The organism is Bacteroidetes bacterium GWF2_43_63 (genome assembly GCA_001769275.1).
Lineage (GTDB): Bacteria > Bacteroidota > Bacteroidia > Bacteroidales > DTU049 > GWF2-43-63.
Genome location: MEOQ01000042.1, coordinates 86,864 through 100,519 on the forward strand (window position 1 = coordinate 86,864; position 13,656 = coordinate 100,519).

12 protein-coding genes are annotated in these 13,656 nt (G+C 43.7%); 4 read left to right on the top strand and 8 right to left on the bottom strand.

The annotated features are described in order from the left end of the window. Nucleotides 1-46 precede the first annotated feature (46 nt). Genes A2W93_06540 through A2W93_06555 form a run of 4 tightly spaced genes read left to right on the top strand, consistent with a single transcriptional unit; the run spans nucleotide 47 to nucleotide 3,494 of the window. Nucleotides 47-502 (top strand): hypothetical protein, encoded by a 456-nt coding sequence (locus tag A2W93_06540; GenBank protein OFY53277.1) that lies wholly within the window; start codon nucleotides 47-49, stop codon nucleotides 500-502. Nucleotides 503-537: 35 nt separating this feature from the next. Then, complete coding sequence (locus A2W93_06545; protein OFY53278.1) at nucleotides 538-2,757, top strand: hypothetical protein; 2,220 nt, start codon at nucleotides 538-540, stop codon at nucleotides 2,755-2,757. A 2-nt stretch (nucleotides 2,758-2,759) separates the two neighbouring features. Next, nucleotides 2,760-3,041, top strand: a complete 282-nt coding sequence (locus A2W93_06550) for a hypothetical protein (GenBank protein OFY53279.1) — start codon at nucleotides 2,760-2,762, stop codon at nucleotides 3,039-3,041. A gap of 33 nt (nucleotides 3,042-3,074) precedes the next feature. Next, nucleotides 3,075-3,494 carry a hypothetical protein gene (locus tag A2W93_06555; GenBank protein OFY53280.1) on the top strand — a complete coding sequence of 140 codons (420 nt, stop codon included), beginning with the start codon at nucleotides 3,075-3,077 and terminating at the stop codon, nucleotides 3,492-3,494. 367 nt (nucleotides 3,495-3,861) lie between these two features. Here A2W93_06555 and A2W93_06560 read toward each other — a convergent pair whose 3' ends face one another. The 8 genes from A2W93_06560 to A2W93_06595 form a co-directional block, all read right to left on the bottom strand. Further along, nucleotides 3,862-4,335 (bottom strand): hypothetical protein, encoded by a 474-nt coding sequence (locus A2W93_06560; protein OFY53281.1) that lies wholly within the window; start codon nucleotides 4,333-4,335, stop codon nucleotides 3,862-3,864. A gap of 69 nt (nucleotides 4,336-4,404) precedes the next feature. Next, the gene (locus tag A2W93_06565) at nucleotides 4,405-4,782 is read right to left on the bottom strand and encodes a hypothetical protein (protein OFY53282.1); all 378 of its coding nucleotides are present in this window, start codon (nucleotides 4,780-4,782) and stop codon (nucleotides 4,405-4,407) included. A 31-nt stretch (nucleotides 4,783-4,813) separates the two neighbouring features. Then, nucleotides 4,814-5,257 (bottom strand): hypothetical protein, encoded by a 444-nt coding sequence (locus A2W93_06570; protein OFY53283.1) that lies wholly within the window; start codon nucleotides 5,255-5,257, stop codon nucleotides 4,814-4,816. Between the two features lie 361 nt (nucleotides 5,258-5,618). Then, on the bottom strand, nucleotides 5,619-6,056 hold the full coding sequence (locus A2W93_06575) for a hypothetical protein (GenBank protein OFY53284.1): 438 nt from the start codon (nucleotides 6,054-6,056) through the stop codon (nucleotides 5,619-5,621). A 22-nt stretch (nucleotides 6,057-6,078) separates the two neighbouring features. After that, a complete protein-coding gene (locus A2W93_06580) occupies nucleotides 6,079-6,420 on the bottom strand; it encodes a hypothetical protein (protein ID OFY53285.1) in 342 nt (113 codons plus the stop codon). A gap of 66 nt (nucleotides 6,421-6,486) precedes the next feature. Beyond that, complete coding sequence (locus A2W93_06585) at nucleotides 6,487-8,025, bottom strand: phenylalanine ammonia-lyase (GenBank protein ID OFY53286.1); 1,539 nt, start codon at nucleotides 8,023-8,025, stop codon at nucleotides 6,487-6,489. A 146-nt stretch (nucleotides 8,026-8,171) separates the two neighbouring features. Continuing rightward, on the bottom strand, nucleotides 8,172-10,793 hold the full coding sequence (locus A2W93_06590) for a hypothetical protein (GenBank protein ID OFY53287.1): 2,622 nt from the start codon (nucleotides 10,791-10,793) through the stop codon (nucleotides 8,172-8,174). Further along, on the bottom strand, nucleotides 10,781-13,606 hold the full coding sequence (locus A2W93_06595; GenBank protein OFY53288.1) for an excinuclease ABC subunit A: 2,826 nt from the start codon (nucleotides 13,604-13,606) through the stop codon (nucleotides 10,781-10,783). Before A2W93_06595 ends, A2W93_06590 begins: the two co-directional genes overlap by 13 nt. Nucleotides 13,607-13,656: the final 50 nt, after the last annotated feature.

The following is a 13,656-nucleotide window of genomic DNA, read 5'->3' on the forward strand; positions in this document are numbered from 1 at the left end:
TGGTCTGAAATCAAAGATTTGATTATAAGTTTTGTACCTTTGCAATATGAAAATGTTGCACACTTTCTTTGTGCTGTTGTTAATCCCGCTGATGATCTTATCAACCGGGGGCTTCAATATTTTCAAACACATGTGCCATGATACCGGCGTAACGATGGTATCGTTTCAATCGCCGGAATCGTGCGAGCATGAATCAGGAGAGCACCACGAAGATTGCCTTGCAGCTTGCTGCAATCATATGGAAACTACGAATTCATGCTGCGAGAATAATCATTTATTTATTCGCACCATCGACAATGTTTCAAATACGGATGACCGACCGGTCATTGATGCTGATAACACACTTTCTAATATTACTGCGACCATTTTATTTATCGCACTGAATCAAAAAATTCCGGAGGAATATTTATTCACCGATTATACGTCGCCGCCTGAACATTCAGGCAAATCCACAGTTGTAAAACTACATTCATTAAAGATTGATTGTTGTTCTGTTGTGTAAAACAAGCAGATTAAAAACAACAAAACAGATTTTTAATGAAAAAAACAATTTTATTGTTCATGGCCATGGCCATGATATATCTTACCGGGCATTCTCAGGTGACTGGAGTGGTGTTTGGGGAAGACAATTCAGGGAAGCGAACAGTGCTTCCTGCTGCCAATGTTTACTGGTCTGACAGAGAGCTTGGTGTTGTAACTGACATGCAGGGAAATTTTTCAATTGCAGAGCCGCCTGCCGGCGTTAGAATTATAGTTTCTTATGTTGGTTATGTGAGCGATACACTGACGGATTTCAATCAAAAAAACGCTGAAATAGTTCTGAAGGAAAGCAATGTGCTGACTCAGGTTGATATCGTTGAAAATGGCTCCGGGTCGCATCTTGACAGAATGGATCCGTTGTGGACTCAGGAAATTGGCAGTGGAGAATTACAGCGTGCAGCCTGTTGCAATTTGTCTGAGAGTTTCGAAACCAACGCTTCGGTTGATGTGAATTACACCGATGCCGTCAGTGGTGCTAAACAGATTCAGTTGCTTGGGTTGAATGGAGTTTACAGTCAGCTGATGATTGAGAATATTCCGTTTATGCGCGGCCTTGGATCTGCGTTTGGACTCGAATACATTCCGGGCACGTGGATGAATTCCATTTCGATATCCAAAGGAACTTCCGCTGTAATTAATGGCTACGAGAGCATTACAGGACAAATCAATGCGGAGTTTAAAAAACCGGAAGCAAAGGAAAAGCTCTTCTTCAATTATTATCTCAATGATGCCGGCCGACACGAATTCAATTTCAATGCGGCCGCCGATTTGAACAAAAAGCTAAGCACTATTTTGCTTGGTCATTATTCGTTTAATAACACTGAAATTGACCATAACAAAGATGGCTTTAAAGATATGAATACGGGCCATCAGATCAATGTTGCCAACTTCTGGCAGTACTTCAGCCCCAAAGGACTTGAGATGAGATGGGGCATGCGTATACTCGACGAAACCCGCGCCGGGGGCCAGATTAGCGGCAGTCCTTTTTTCGTGGTGTCACCCGAAGGACTTTGGAAATCCAACATTACCAACCGCAGAGGAGAGGCGTTTGTTAAAACAGGATATGTATTCAAAGAAAGGGCTGGAACCAGTTTTGGCTTTATTAATTCTTTTTCAGTGCATGAACTCGAAATGCTATTTGGCAACAAGGCGTACAGCGGTTTGCAGAAATCTTTTTATTCGAATTTTATTTTTCATTCAGAATTTAAAGACAGCAAACATCAGTATGATGCAGGCTTCAATTTCATCTACGACAATGTATCGGAAACGATGAACGACAGTTCCTGGAACACCGAAGAAGTGGTGCCGGGTGTTTTTTTTCAATACACTTATACTTTTCCTGAAAAAGTTACGGTGATGGCGGGTTTGCGCGAGGATTACAATAACCGCTTTGGATTAATAACAACACCTCGATTACACGTAAAATATCATTTGAATAAAAAGACCACCATTCGAGCTTCAGCTGGACTTGGATCCCGCTCTCCGTATGCGATTCCCGAGAATATTTCTTTATTGACCTCAGCCAGTCAAATTGTATTTCTGGATGAACCGGAACTTGAGCAGGCGCTGAATTACGGAGCAACACTGGTGCGTTATTTTGATGTGTTGGGAAAAGAATTGATGGTGTCGCTTGAATATTTCAAAACCGATTTTCAGCATCAGATGTTGATTGATATGGAATCGGACACTTCGAATATTTATGTTTACAATCTCAATGGTAAATCGTTTTCGCACAATGCGCAGGTAGAAGTTTCCTATCCGGTGCTTAAGCATCTTGAAGTCCGCGCTGCTTTCCGTTATAACGATGTGAAACAGTCGGAGCGAAACGGAGAATTTCAGCAGAAGCCGCTTGTAAGCAATTACAAAGGATTGGTTACCCTGGCTTTTGCAAGTAACATGAAGCGCTGGCAGGCCGATGCGACAGCGCAGTTTATCGGAAAGTCGCGACTGCCAGACCGCAGCCAGTTTCCTGCACCGTATCAGCTGGATGAATACTCTCCTGAACACTTTATTGTACATTTGCAGCTTGCAAGAAACTTTAAACGTTGGACGATTTATGCAGGAGCTGAGAACATCACTGATTTCAAGCAACACCATCCCATCATCTCTGCTGACAAGCCGTATAGTCAGTATTTCGACAGCAGTGTTATATGGGGTCCGGTGATGGGCAGGAAGATTTATGCAGGAGTAAAAATCAGATTCAACAAAAAAGACTAGCAATGAAAACAACAATTGAAATAGAAAACCTGAAATGCCATGGTTGTGCAAACACAATCAGCAAGGGCATTTCCGCGATGGAAGGTGTGAACAACGTCATCGTTGATCATGAGACATCAAGTGTTACCATTGAATATGACGGCAACAACGAGCGCATGGATGAATTTGCTGAAAAGCTAAGATCGCTTGGATACCCGAAGGCAGGTGAAAATTCAACGGGCAGGAAAATCAAGTCCTACGTTAGTTGCGCCATAGGAAGAATCGACTCAAACAAAAACAAATAAAAAAGGAGAATTATGAAAACACGCATTTTTGCAATGGTTGCGGCAGCCCTCTTTGTATTGCCGATGATTACATTTGGCCAGACCGAAACGAAGGTTAAACCAAAGAAAACGGAAGAAATTAAAATCCAGACCAATCTGCATTGCGGTGATTGCAAGCAGAAAATTGAAGCTGAATTGGCTTCTGTCAAAGGAGTGAAAGAAGCTGTTGCTGATGTTGACACGAAAGTTGTCACTGTAAAGTTCAGCCCGAAGAAAACCAGCGCTGATGTAATTGTTGAGCGCATTCAGAAGCTCGGCTATCAGGCCAAGACTATCGGTGGATGCTGCCCGGGCGGCACAAAAAGCACTGGTGGATGTAAGGATTCAGGCGGCACTGAAAGCAAAAGTGGCTGCAAAGGCAGTGGAGCCGGCGCTGGAAGCGGTTCAGGCCAGGGCTGTGGCGGAAAGCACTGATGTAATTAAAATCAGAATCACTATAAACGGCGTTTCGGTTTTTCCGGGCGCCGTTTTTTTGTGCGCTATGAACAACATTGGTCACGCGTCGGAGACGCGCGCCCAGATTGATGGCCACTATGACACAAAATAAATCTGAAACACATTGGGCGCGCGTCTCCGACGCGTGACCTTGTCCCAGTGCTATTGCACTCATGTGGTTAATCTGTTGACAAACGGAGCGCGGAGGTGTTGCCACCAAAGCACAAAACTTCCTGAGTACGAAGTTCCCGGTCCCTGTTTGAGTTGTAGCTAATTTGACGCAACCGGGATCTCCCGGAAAACCTTCGCGGCTTCTCTATTTTTCCGCCCACAGATTTCGCAGATTTTATTCGGCAACCAGCATTTTTCTGGAAGCTTTTCTCCGTTTTATTATCATAATAAGAGCAATGGTATAGGCAATGATGAAAGCAACGGTTCCGCTCAGAATTCCAATAATATTTACGTTTGGTTCGAACATGATTATAAAGGCGGTCATACAGGCGAGCAGTATGAGATTTGGTATTACGTATAAGATATAACCCCAGGCTTTTCCACGAAACATGATGAATGAACCAAGCCATTTTATCAGGATGAACAATTCTCCGACAGCGACAATCATGTAGTATTTGCTGTCGTTCAGCGCAAAGTCCATCTTAAAAGAACGTTTTAATGCGCCATCAAGAAAAGAAGAAAACATGGCTTTATTTGCTTCTTCAAAAATCATCCACTCAATGTAAATATAAGAGAAATACAGTGAGATAATTCCGGTTAGAAAAAACAGAATTTTAACCAGCAACGAAGGTTTGAATTTGAAGGTCATGGTAAATATTTAGACTTCAAAGCTAACAAAAAAAATAAAAAAAACTGCCCGAAGGCAGTTTTAATTCAATTACATAGTTGGTTGACTAGGATATACCGGTGCTACTGGCTCTACCGGCGGATTGTATTGTGCACTTCCATAACCCAGAATAGGGATGAAAATAATCGACAGGAAAATCAATCCAAGTGTAAAACCAACACCTTTTCCAAAATTAACACTGATAGCGTGAAGCAGCATAATTAAGAAAATGAAGTTGGCGATGGGAACGAGGAGAATAATGATCAGCCACCATGCTGGTTTTTTTGCAATCAGCGTCATCACGTAAATGTTGTAAATGGGAACCAGAACTGCCCATCCGGGCTGACCAGCTTTTGTGAAAATTTTCCACATTGGAACGATTACCAGAAAAATCATGATAACCAGGTAAACGAGAATCATTGCGATCATAGGCTTAGGGTTTTAAGTTAGTGTTTAGTTTTTAGAAATTGAAACCTCTTGAAAAATCCATATTGCTGTAGTTGAGACCAACTGCCAGAGCGATAATAACACCAATAATCATCAGTGCAAGACTGACAATCATAACAATTCCGCTGGTGACAAAGAAGTTTTTCACTTGTTTGTGATAATCGGCTAAGTCTGACTGGGAGCCAGACATCAGAAATGTTTTTGCGCGGTTAGATGCATTGATGAGGAAAAGTCCGATAATAAACGGAATCCATGTGAAAAGAATTCCGATACCAAATGTCATAATGGTGTATAAAGCAGCCATCACAATATTAAACACGCCCATAAACATCATCCAGCCACGTGTTTTGGCAATGTGGTCTTTAATCACGTCTTCCCATGTCATCTGCGGTTGTTGTGGCGGATAATAGTTTTGCTGCTGATTGGGATCCTGATAATTGTTGGGTTGCTGTTCCATGGTTAATTATGTTAAAGAAGCAAATATATAATAATTCTGACTCATTGTCAAACAGGACCAGATTTTTTTTAAAAACATCTCATAAATCTGTGGTTCTGTAATGAAGGAATCTGTCTGAAATTGCGATCGGGAGCAAAAACAACATTCCACCGTCCGAAAGCGACGAAGGAGCTGAAGGACATGGAACCGTTGTTTTTGCAGATGTTACGACGGTTCCATGTTCTGGCCTGTTTAGAAAACCCACGAAGAGTTTCGAACTCTTCGTGGGTTAATTGTAGCCGGAACGGTGGAATGTCGTAACAACTCGTTATTTTGAGACAGTTTATGGCTTACGGTTCAATGTGCAATTTCAAGCAGTATCTCAGCAATATTTGAAAAGATTCCAACCCCAGTTGAGCAATACAATTAAGACAAGGACAATCACAACCGTTTTTTGTCCAAGAACACGGTTGGTTTTTTCAAAAAACAAATAAAGGCTTGCCTTTTTGGAGATTGCGTCGTACAGCAGCCAGAACGGTAGTACAACCATGATGGCAGCAATAACAATCCCGAACGGATTGAACAAAACAGATGCAACTAAATCGCCCTGGAAAAGTGATTCTACGGCCCGTGAGGAGCCGCACGAAGGACATGGAATGCCGGTTACGTTTCGAAAATAGCACACTTTTAAATCAGTGATCCCGAAAAGCTTTTCTGCAACACTTAAAAATGCTAGCCAGCAAAAACCCAGCAGACATGCAGCAGCTGCGAAAAAATAGAATTTTCTTTTTTTCTTTTCAACTGTAGCCGCGGGTGTCACAGCAATGTTTTTCAAAATACTTTTAGTATCCGAGATACATCTGGAATTTTTCCATGTTTTTCTGACGGGTCAGACCCATGATGGTGAACCAGTCAATGATTGTCCAGATGCCGAATCCACCGCAGGTAAGCAGTTTCAAAACGCCCAGTCCGGTATCTCCAAGAATGAAACGGTCGACACCGAGTGAGCCGGCAAAAAGCGAAACGATAAGAATCATCGTTGGATCATGTAGCTGCAGGGCCTGAATACTAATCCATTTCGAGTCATCCATGGCGAGCAATTTTTCTCTGATAAATCCAAGTTGATGCGGTTCGAAAAATTTCGCATTTGTCATCAGAAACATGTCGACATTTTGTGCGTTCATAGTTTTTATAGTTTAATGAGAATCCGGATGCAGCTTCGGAAAGATGGCTGCATCAGGTAAAATTATTTATTCAATTGATCCGATTACTTTTTCAACTTCGTCAAGAATCTCACCAGTACTCACCAGTTCTTTCATTTTGTTGTGATCAGGATAGAGCGGGCGATCAATCTCAAGGTAATCAACATATTTGCGGATTACTTTATGGGCCGTTTCGGTGCCGGTTCCCCATTTGTACGGAGTCTCGAGTTTGTTGCGGAGATTGAGTGCCTGAGCGGCAGCCATGAATTCGATTCCCAACACACCATTGGCGTTTTCCATGATCTGGAAATTTTTCAAAGCTGTATTCATACCCATCGAAACAAAGTCTTCCTGATCGGCAGCTGCCGGAATACTCTGAATTGATGCGGGAGCCGAAAGAATCCGCTGTTCAACAATCTGCATGTCGGCAGTGTACTGACTCAGCATAAGGCCTGAGAAAAGTCCGGGATTTTCACTGAGGAACGGTGGAAGTCCAATGCTCAGCGCCGGATTGTTCAAACGATTCATTCTGCGCTCTGAAAGCACACAAACCATGGTGATGCAATATCCGGCCATGTCCATGGGAACCGCTACCGGTGAGCCCTGGAAGTTGGCACCTGACAGCTGCAGATTTTCTTCGGGGAAGAAAATAGGATTGTCGCCAACACCATTCAATTCAATTTCAACCTGCGATTTGGCATATTTCAATGCATCGTGTGCAGCACCGATTACCTGCGGAGTTGAGCGCATAGAATAAGCGTCCTGTACTTTTACCTTCATGCGTTTTTCCATCAAATCGCCATTGGCAGCCACTTTACGAATGGCAGCTGCAGAACGGATGGCTCCGGCAAAGCCACGCACTTCATGAATTTTATGATTGTAAGGTCCAAAGTTGGCTTTCAGCGCTTCGAGCGACATGGTTGTGGCAATTTCGGCCTGTTTCAGAAAACGATTGGCATCGTACAGGAAAATGGCACTCATAGCCGTAAGTACGTTTGAACCATTGATGGTAGCCAAACCGTCGCGGGCCATCAGGCCGGGAACGGGAATACCGGCGCGTTTCAGCGCTTCTTTACCTTCGAGCAGTTCGCCTTCAAAATATGCATGTCCTTCGCCCATCATCAGCAACGCGATCTGCGACATAGGGGCAAGGTCGCCGCAGGCACCAACAGAACCTTTTTTACAAACCATTGGAGTCACGCCTTTATTGAGCATGTCAACCAGCGTCTGTGTGATTTCAAGGCGGCAGCCCGAGTTTCCGTGAGCGTGAACGTTGATTCGTCCAACCATTGCGCCCCGCACCCATTCGATGGGCATTGGGTCGCCGATACCGGCAGCATGATTATATACGAGGTATTTCTGAAATTCTTTGATCTGTTCTTCGTTGAGAACCATTTCCGAAAATTCACCGATCCCGGTGTTGATGCCGTACATAATTTCGCCAGCCTCGAGTTTCTTTTCCACCATGGCGCGACAAGCGTTGATGCGTTTCACTGCATCGGGATGGAGTTCAACTTTTTCGCCTTTACGTGCTACCTGCACCAGTTTTTCAATGGTCAGACCCTGACCGTTTATTACTATTGCCATTTTGTTTTGGGTTAGATTGTTTTGTGAAAATTCGAAAACGCTAAATTAGAAAAAATGGAAAGACAAAGGAAAAAAGTTTGAAACCCAGCCCTCGAAGGGTTTCAAACCCTTCGAGGGCTAAGTTTCAAACCCTTTGAGGGCTTTGTTCAGGAGTTTGTTTCACTCCGCTTAAAACCAATGCTGCCGCTTTGTGTGCTGGTGGGCAACTCAATGTCGTTGAAATCTTCCCTGATGATGGTGGCAATCATTTGTGGCGCACGCAGGCTGCTTTCCATCGAGGCGAGTCGCAGATTCTGGCGTCGGATGACGGTTTGGGTGATCTTGCGGATCTCTCTCGCATTGCCGAAATATTCATCGCGTTTTTTAAGCATGTCGGCAATCAGTGTCAGAAAATGTTTTTCAGTATCGGAATCCATCAGCAATCCTTCGGTTTCAAACATGCCTCTGGCAATATCGAGCAACTCGGTTTCGGTGTAATCAGGAAAATTCAGCACCCTGTCAAAGCGTGATTTGAGGCCGGGATTCGACAATAAAAATTTACTCATCGGTCCGGGATATCCAGCGGCAATGATAGCGAATTCGCCGCGATGATCTTCCATTTCTTTGAGCAGAACTTCCACGGCTTCTTTCCCGAAATCGTTGCCACCATTATCGGTGAGCGCATATGCTTCATCGATGAACAGCACGCCGCCCATGGCATTATCAATCACTGTCTGTGTCTTAATAGCAGTCTGACCAATGTATCCAGCTACGAGTTCCGATCGGTCAACTTCAACAACATGTCCACGCTCAAGTAAGCCAAGTGCCTTGTAAAGCTGGCCAATGATGCGGGCTACGGTGGTTTTGCCTGTTCCCGGATTTCCGGTGAAAACTGTGTGCAGAGAGAATTTATTCAGAACATCTTTTCCGAGATCGTTGTAGTAGCGGACCAATTTCACCAACTCATTCATTTCGGTTTTGATAAGATTGAGTCCAACCAAATGATTCAGATCGTTGAGGGCGATATTGAGCAAACCCTCATCGACAGCCAGTTTCAGCTTTTTCTTTACTTCACGCGATCTGATTTCAGTCACATCGCTCAGATGGATTGTCGACAATTCATCTTCACTCAGATCTCTCACATTTGGCTTGAGCATCAGGCGGCGGGCCATATTCATTTTCGCTTCATCTACCAGCGACAAGGCCATGCGGGCGTTTCCGAATGTGCGGTCACGACTCCGGTATTCTGCAATTACAAAATCATTCATTTCTTTTTCTGCTTCCGGCGAAATGATCAGTTTTTTCTTTGTTGCATAATGATGAATAATTTTCAAGAGCTCGTCCGGCAGATAATCTTCGAAGTGAAATGAATAATTGATGCGGCTTTTCAATCCGGGATTGGAGAAAAGAAAATCATGCATCTCGTTCGGATAGCCTGCAAACATGATGGCTATATCGCCTTTACCATCGGACATTTCCTTGATGAGAATTTCAATTACTTCGTGGCCGAAATCTTTTTCATCGTCTTTGCGGTACAACGCATAGGCCTCATCGATAAACAGAATTCCACCTTGAGCTTCGCTGATTTTTTTCTTCACTTTCGGCGCGGTCTGTCCGATGTATTCGGCCACCAGTTCTGCGCGACCTACTTCAATCACATGACCTTTCGACAGCAACCCCATTGTGTTGTAAATTCGTCCAAGCAAATTGACAACCGTTGTTTTTCCTGTGCCGGGATTGCCGGTAAAAATACTGTGCAGACTCACTTTGTCGGAATCCTGAAACCCTTTCTCCTTGCGGATACTGATGAAGTCGATGTAACTGATATGCTCGCGAATTTGCTTTTTTACAGATGAAAGTCCGATCAGCTGATCGAGTTCCGCAAGCACCTCTTCAATGTTTTCTTTTTTTGCTGCATTATTTACAAGAGCATTGTTCTGAATCAGTCCCGGAGCGAAAACTTCGACATCTCCTTCTTCGGCGGTTTCTTCGAAATGCAGCGGGATGGTGCCGAGCAGATTTTCCATGAACACGACTTCGACGTAGTACAAGTCTTGTTTGTAGGTGTCACCGCCAGTATTGTTGCCCCATCCCGTAGCGAAACTCAACTTTGCATTGGCGCTTGAATTCACATAATTGAGCATGCTGGTCGTGCCTTTCAATTGACGGGCCTTGTCGTAGAAAAACAAAAACACTTCGCAGTAATATGGTTGAGCTGCTTTGTTTTCGATAGTCACTTCCACCCAAACATATTTGGTATCCGTTTTCGAAAATTGCTTCAGATAAACACGTTCTTTTTCATCAACGAAATTCCACCCACCTTCGAAAACGCGCATGGATTGCAGGTTGAAATATGGATTATTTTCCTGTGTTACGAGGCCTTCCCCTTCCACGTGAAATTCAGCGGTACCAACCATTTCGCCTTCAATCCAGGCTTCCCAGAAATAGTCTCCGCGTTTCCAGAACGAACCGTTGGCTTCTGCACCCCATCCCTGACGGAAATAGATTTCGTTTTTTTCTTTACTCACATCGAGTTTTTCCACAATGTTGCACAGTTCTTTATTATTTCCCTTTGTGTCTTTGGAAAAACATTTCAGATTGATTTCTGCAGTCCAGTCTTCTTCGTCAAAAAGTTTGTTATAGAAACTAAGTTCAGCATACAGATAAGTTGTTTCAAGATTTTCGAAAACCTTTCTGTATTTTTTCCCATCGAGCACCCATTCAGTGCTTGCATACACTTTCAGGGCCTTGAATTTATAAGCTTTTCCGATAGAACTCATTTTTCCCATTCCGGTAATTTTTTTGAAATAACAGATGCCGTTGCAGAGTTTTTTATTTTTCTGATTCCTCCAATAGGTCCCTGATAAAGAACTTCGCCACCAAGATCGCCGCCATGCGGACCCAGATCGATAATATAGTCGGCGCATTTTACCAGTTCCATATTGTGCTCAACAAGAACTACCGAATGGCCTGCATTAATAAGTCTTGTGATGGACTGATAAAAATACTGAATGTCGTGATAATGTAAGCCTGTGGTTGGTTCATCAAAAATGAACAATATTGATTCGTTGGGGAGTGCTTTTGAAAGAAATGAAGCAAGCTTAATGCGTTGTGCTTCGCCACCTGAGAGCGAGCTGCTGGATTGTCCAAGCTGAAGATATCCAAGGCCGACATCGGCAAGCGGTTGAATTTTGTCGCATATGCGTTTGCAATTCGTTCCAAATTTTCCGTCTATCTGATCTCTGAATAATTTTAATGCTTCTTCAACGGTCAAATCCAGTATGTCTGAAATACTTTTATCGGCAAATTGCACATCAAGTACATCAGATTTGTATCGTTTTCCTTCGCACTCTTCACAAACAAGATGAACGTCAGCCATAAACTGCATTTCGACCGTTATTGTTCCTTCGCCCTGACACATTTCGCAGCGTCCACCCTCCACATTGAAAGAGAAAAATCCGGGTTTGTAATTTCGTTGTTTTGACAACGGTAGTGATGCAAAAAGATCGCGGATTTCGTCAAAAGCTTTCAGGTAGGTGGCCGGATTAGAGCGGGTAGAGCGACCGATCGGATTCTGATCCACCATTTCAACTCCGGTGAGTAAATGGATGTCACCATCAATGGATCCGAAGCTTCCGCCTTGTTCTGAATAATTTCCGAAATGGCGTTGCAGTGCTGGATACAGCACTTGCCGGACCAATGATGATTTTCCGCTTCCACTCACACCGGTCACGGCAGTAATGGCATTGATGGGAATTTTTACGCTGATATTTTTCAGATTGTTTTGCTCAACATTTTTTAGTTCAATAAAAAATTTAGGCTTTACTGTTTTTTCTTTCGATGGCAATTGGTCTTCGCCTCTGAAATACTTAGCCGTGTAGCTGTCTTTGTTTTTCATAAGCTGTTGCATAGTGCCCTGAAACACGATGTGCCCGCCATTGCGGCCAGCGCCGGGTCCGATGTCAATTATGAAATCCGACGCACGAATAATGTCTTCATCGTGTTCAACAACAATTACAGTGTTGCCCATGTCGCGCAAACTTTTCAGCACACTAATTAGTTTTTCGGTATCGACCGGATGCAGTCCGATACTGGGTTCATCCAGAATGTACATTGAACCCACCAGACTGCTGCCGAGTGCGCGCGCCAGGTTTATGCGTTGTGTTTCACCGCCGGAAAGTGTATTTGAAAGCCGGTTCAGCGTAAGATATTCCAGTCCTGTATTACTAAGAAATTTTAGCCGGAAATTTATTTCGCGCAAAATATGATGAGAAACTTTTTCATCGTATTCAGATAGATTCAGATTGTTGAAAAACTCAATCAGGTTTCTGACAGGCATCAGCACCAGATCGGAAATAGATTGATCGTTTATTTTCACGTAGGATGCATCGTGGCGAAGTCGCGTTCCGCGGCAGTCGGGACAACCTGTACGTCCCTTGTAGCGCGACAACATGACGCGGTATTGTATTTTGTACAGGTTTTGTTGAAGCATATTGAAAAATGCATCGAGGCCTTCAAAATGTTTGTTGCCGGTCCAAAGCAATTTTTTTTGCGCGGCGGTGAGTTCGCAAAATGGCTTATGCACAGGAAAATCAAATTCCCAGGCCACATTGAGAAAATCGTTCAGCCACTCACTCATTTTTTCACCTTTCCATGGAGCGATGGCGCCATCATAAACGGATAGTGCTTTGTCAGGAATCACAAGATCGGGATCGATGCCTATGATGGTTCCAAATCCTTCGCAAGTGGGGCAGGCACCGTAGGGATTATTGAATGAAAACAAATTGACTGACGGTTCTTCAAAAGAAATTCCATCTTCTTCGAAGCGGTTTGAAAACGATTCGTAATGTTTGTCGTTTTCAGAATAGATAATGCTGATTCCGCTTCCTTCAGTGAAGGCTGCTTCAATACTCAGTGAAAGGCGTTGCGCAATTTCTTCGGGGTCTTCCGTTGTCACTGCGCGATCGATCATCAGATATAGTCTGTCTGATTTTATTGCCGATTTTTTCTTTTTCAGTTCTTCGAGTAGCGTTTCAATGGGAATAGTCTCACCGTCAACAAGCATGCGGGAGTAGCCTTGCTGCAAACTGAGGGCAAGTGCTTCACTAAGGCTCAGCCCTTCGCGAACTGCATATGGAGTAATGAGATATACGCGGGTGCCGGCAGGAAGTTTTTTCAGATAAATGAGAACATCTTTTGTCTGATGACGTTTCACCTCATTACCGCTTACGGGAGAATAGGTGCGGCCGATGCGCGCATACAGAAGCTTAAGATAGTCGTAAATTTCAGTGACCGTTCCAACTGTTGAACGCGGATTTCGAGTGGACGATTTTTGTTCAATAGCGATGGCCGGAGCAATGCCTTCAATGATGTCAACATCGGGTTTGAGCATACGTCCCAGAAACTGACGCGCATAGGAACTCAGGCTTTCAACATATCGGCGCTGACCTTCAGCAAAAAGTGTATCGAACGCCAGCGAACTTTTTCCGGAACCGGAAAGTCCGGTAATGCAGGTTAACTTCCCTGCCGGAATTTCAACGGAAACATTCTGCAGATTGTTTACCCGTGCGCCTTTTATAATGATTTTCTGATCTTTTTTCATGGACTTGCAAAGATAAGAAATTAGTCAGGAAATTCCTCACCTTAAATTAT

Bases quoted from the DNA above. Each gene is read 5' to 3' on its own strand.
- A2W93_06540 (OFY53277.1), top strand. From the start codon at position 47: ATGAAAATGTTGCACACTTTCTTTGTGCTGTTGTTAATCCCGCTGATG.
- A2W93_06545 (OFY53278.1), top strand. From the start codon at position 538: ATGAAAAAAACAATTTTATTGTTCATGGCCATGGCCATGATATATCTT.
- A2W93_06550 (OFY53279.1), top strand. From the start codon at position 2,760: ATGAAAACAACAATTGAAATAGAAAACCTGAAATGCCATGGTTGTGCA.
- A2W93_06555 (OFY53280.1), top strand. From the start codon at position 3,075: ATGGTTGCGGCAGCCCTCTTTGTATTGCCGATGATTACATTTGGCCAG.
- A2W93_06560 (OFY53281.1), bottom strand. From the start codon at position 4,335: ATGACCTTCAAATTCAAACCTTCGTTGCTGGTTAAAATTCTGTTTTTT.
- A2W93_06565 (OFY53282.1), bottom strand. From the start codon at position 4,782: ATGATCGCAATGATTCTCGTTTACCTGGTTATCATGATTTTTCTGGTA.
- A2W93_06570 (OFY53283.1), bottom strand. From the start codon at position 5,257: ATGGAACAGCAACCCAACAATTATCAGGATCCCAATCAGCAGCAAAAC.
- A2W93_06580 (OFY53285.1), bottom strand. From the start codon at position 6,420: ATGAACGCACAAAATGTCGACATGTTTCTGATGACAAATGCGAAATTT.
- A2W93_06585 (OFY53286.1), bottom strand. From the start codon at position 8,025: ATGGCAATAGTAATAAACGGTCAGGGTCTGACCATTGAAAAACTGGTG.
- A2W93_06590 (OFY53287.1), bottom strand. From the start codon at position 10,793: ATGGGAAAAATGAGTTCTATCGGAAAAGCTTATAAATTCAAGGCCCTG.
- A2W93_06595 (OFY53288.1), bottom strand. From the start codon at position 13,606: ATGAAAAAAGATCAGAAAATCATTATAAAAGGCGCACGGGTAAACAAT.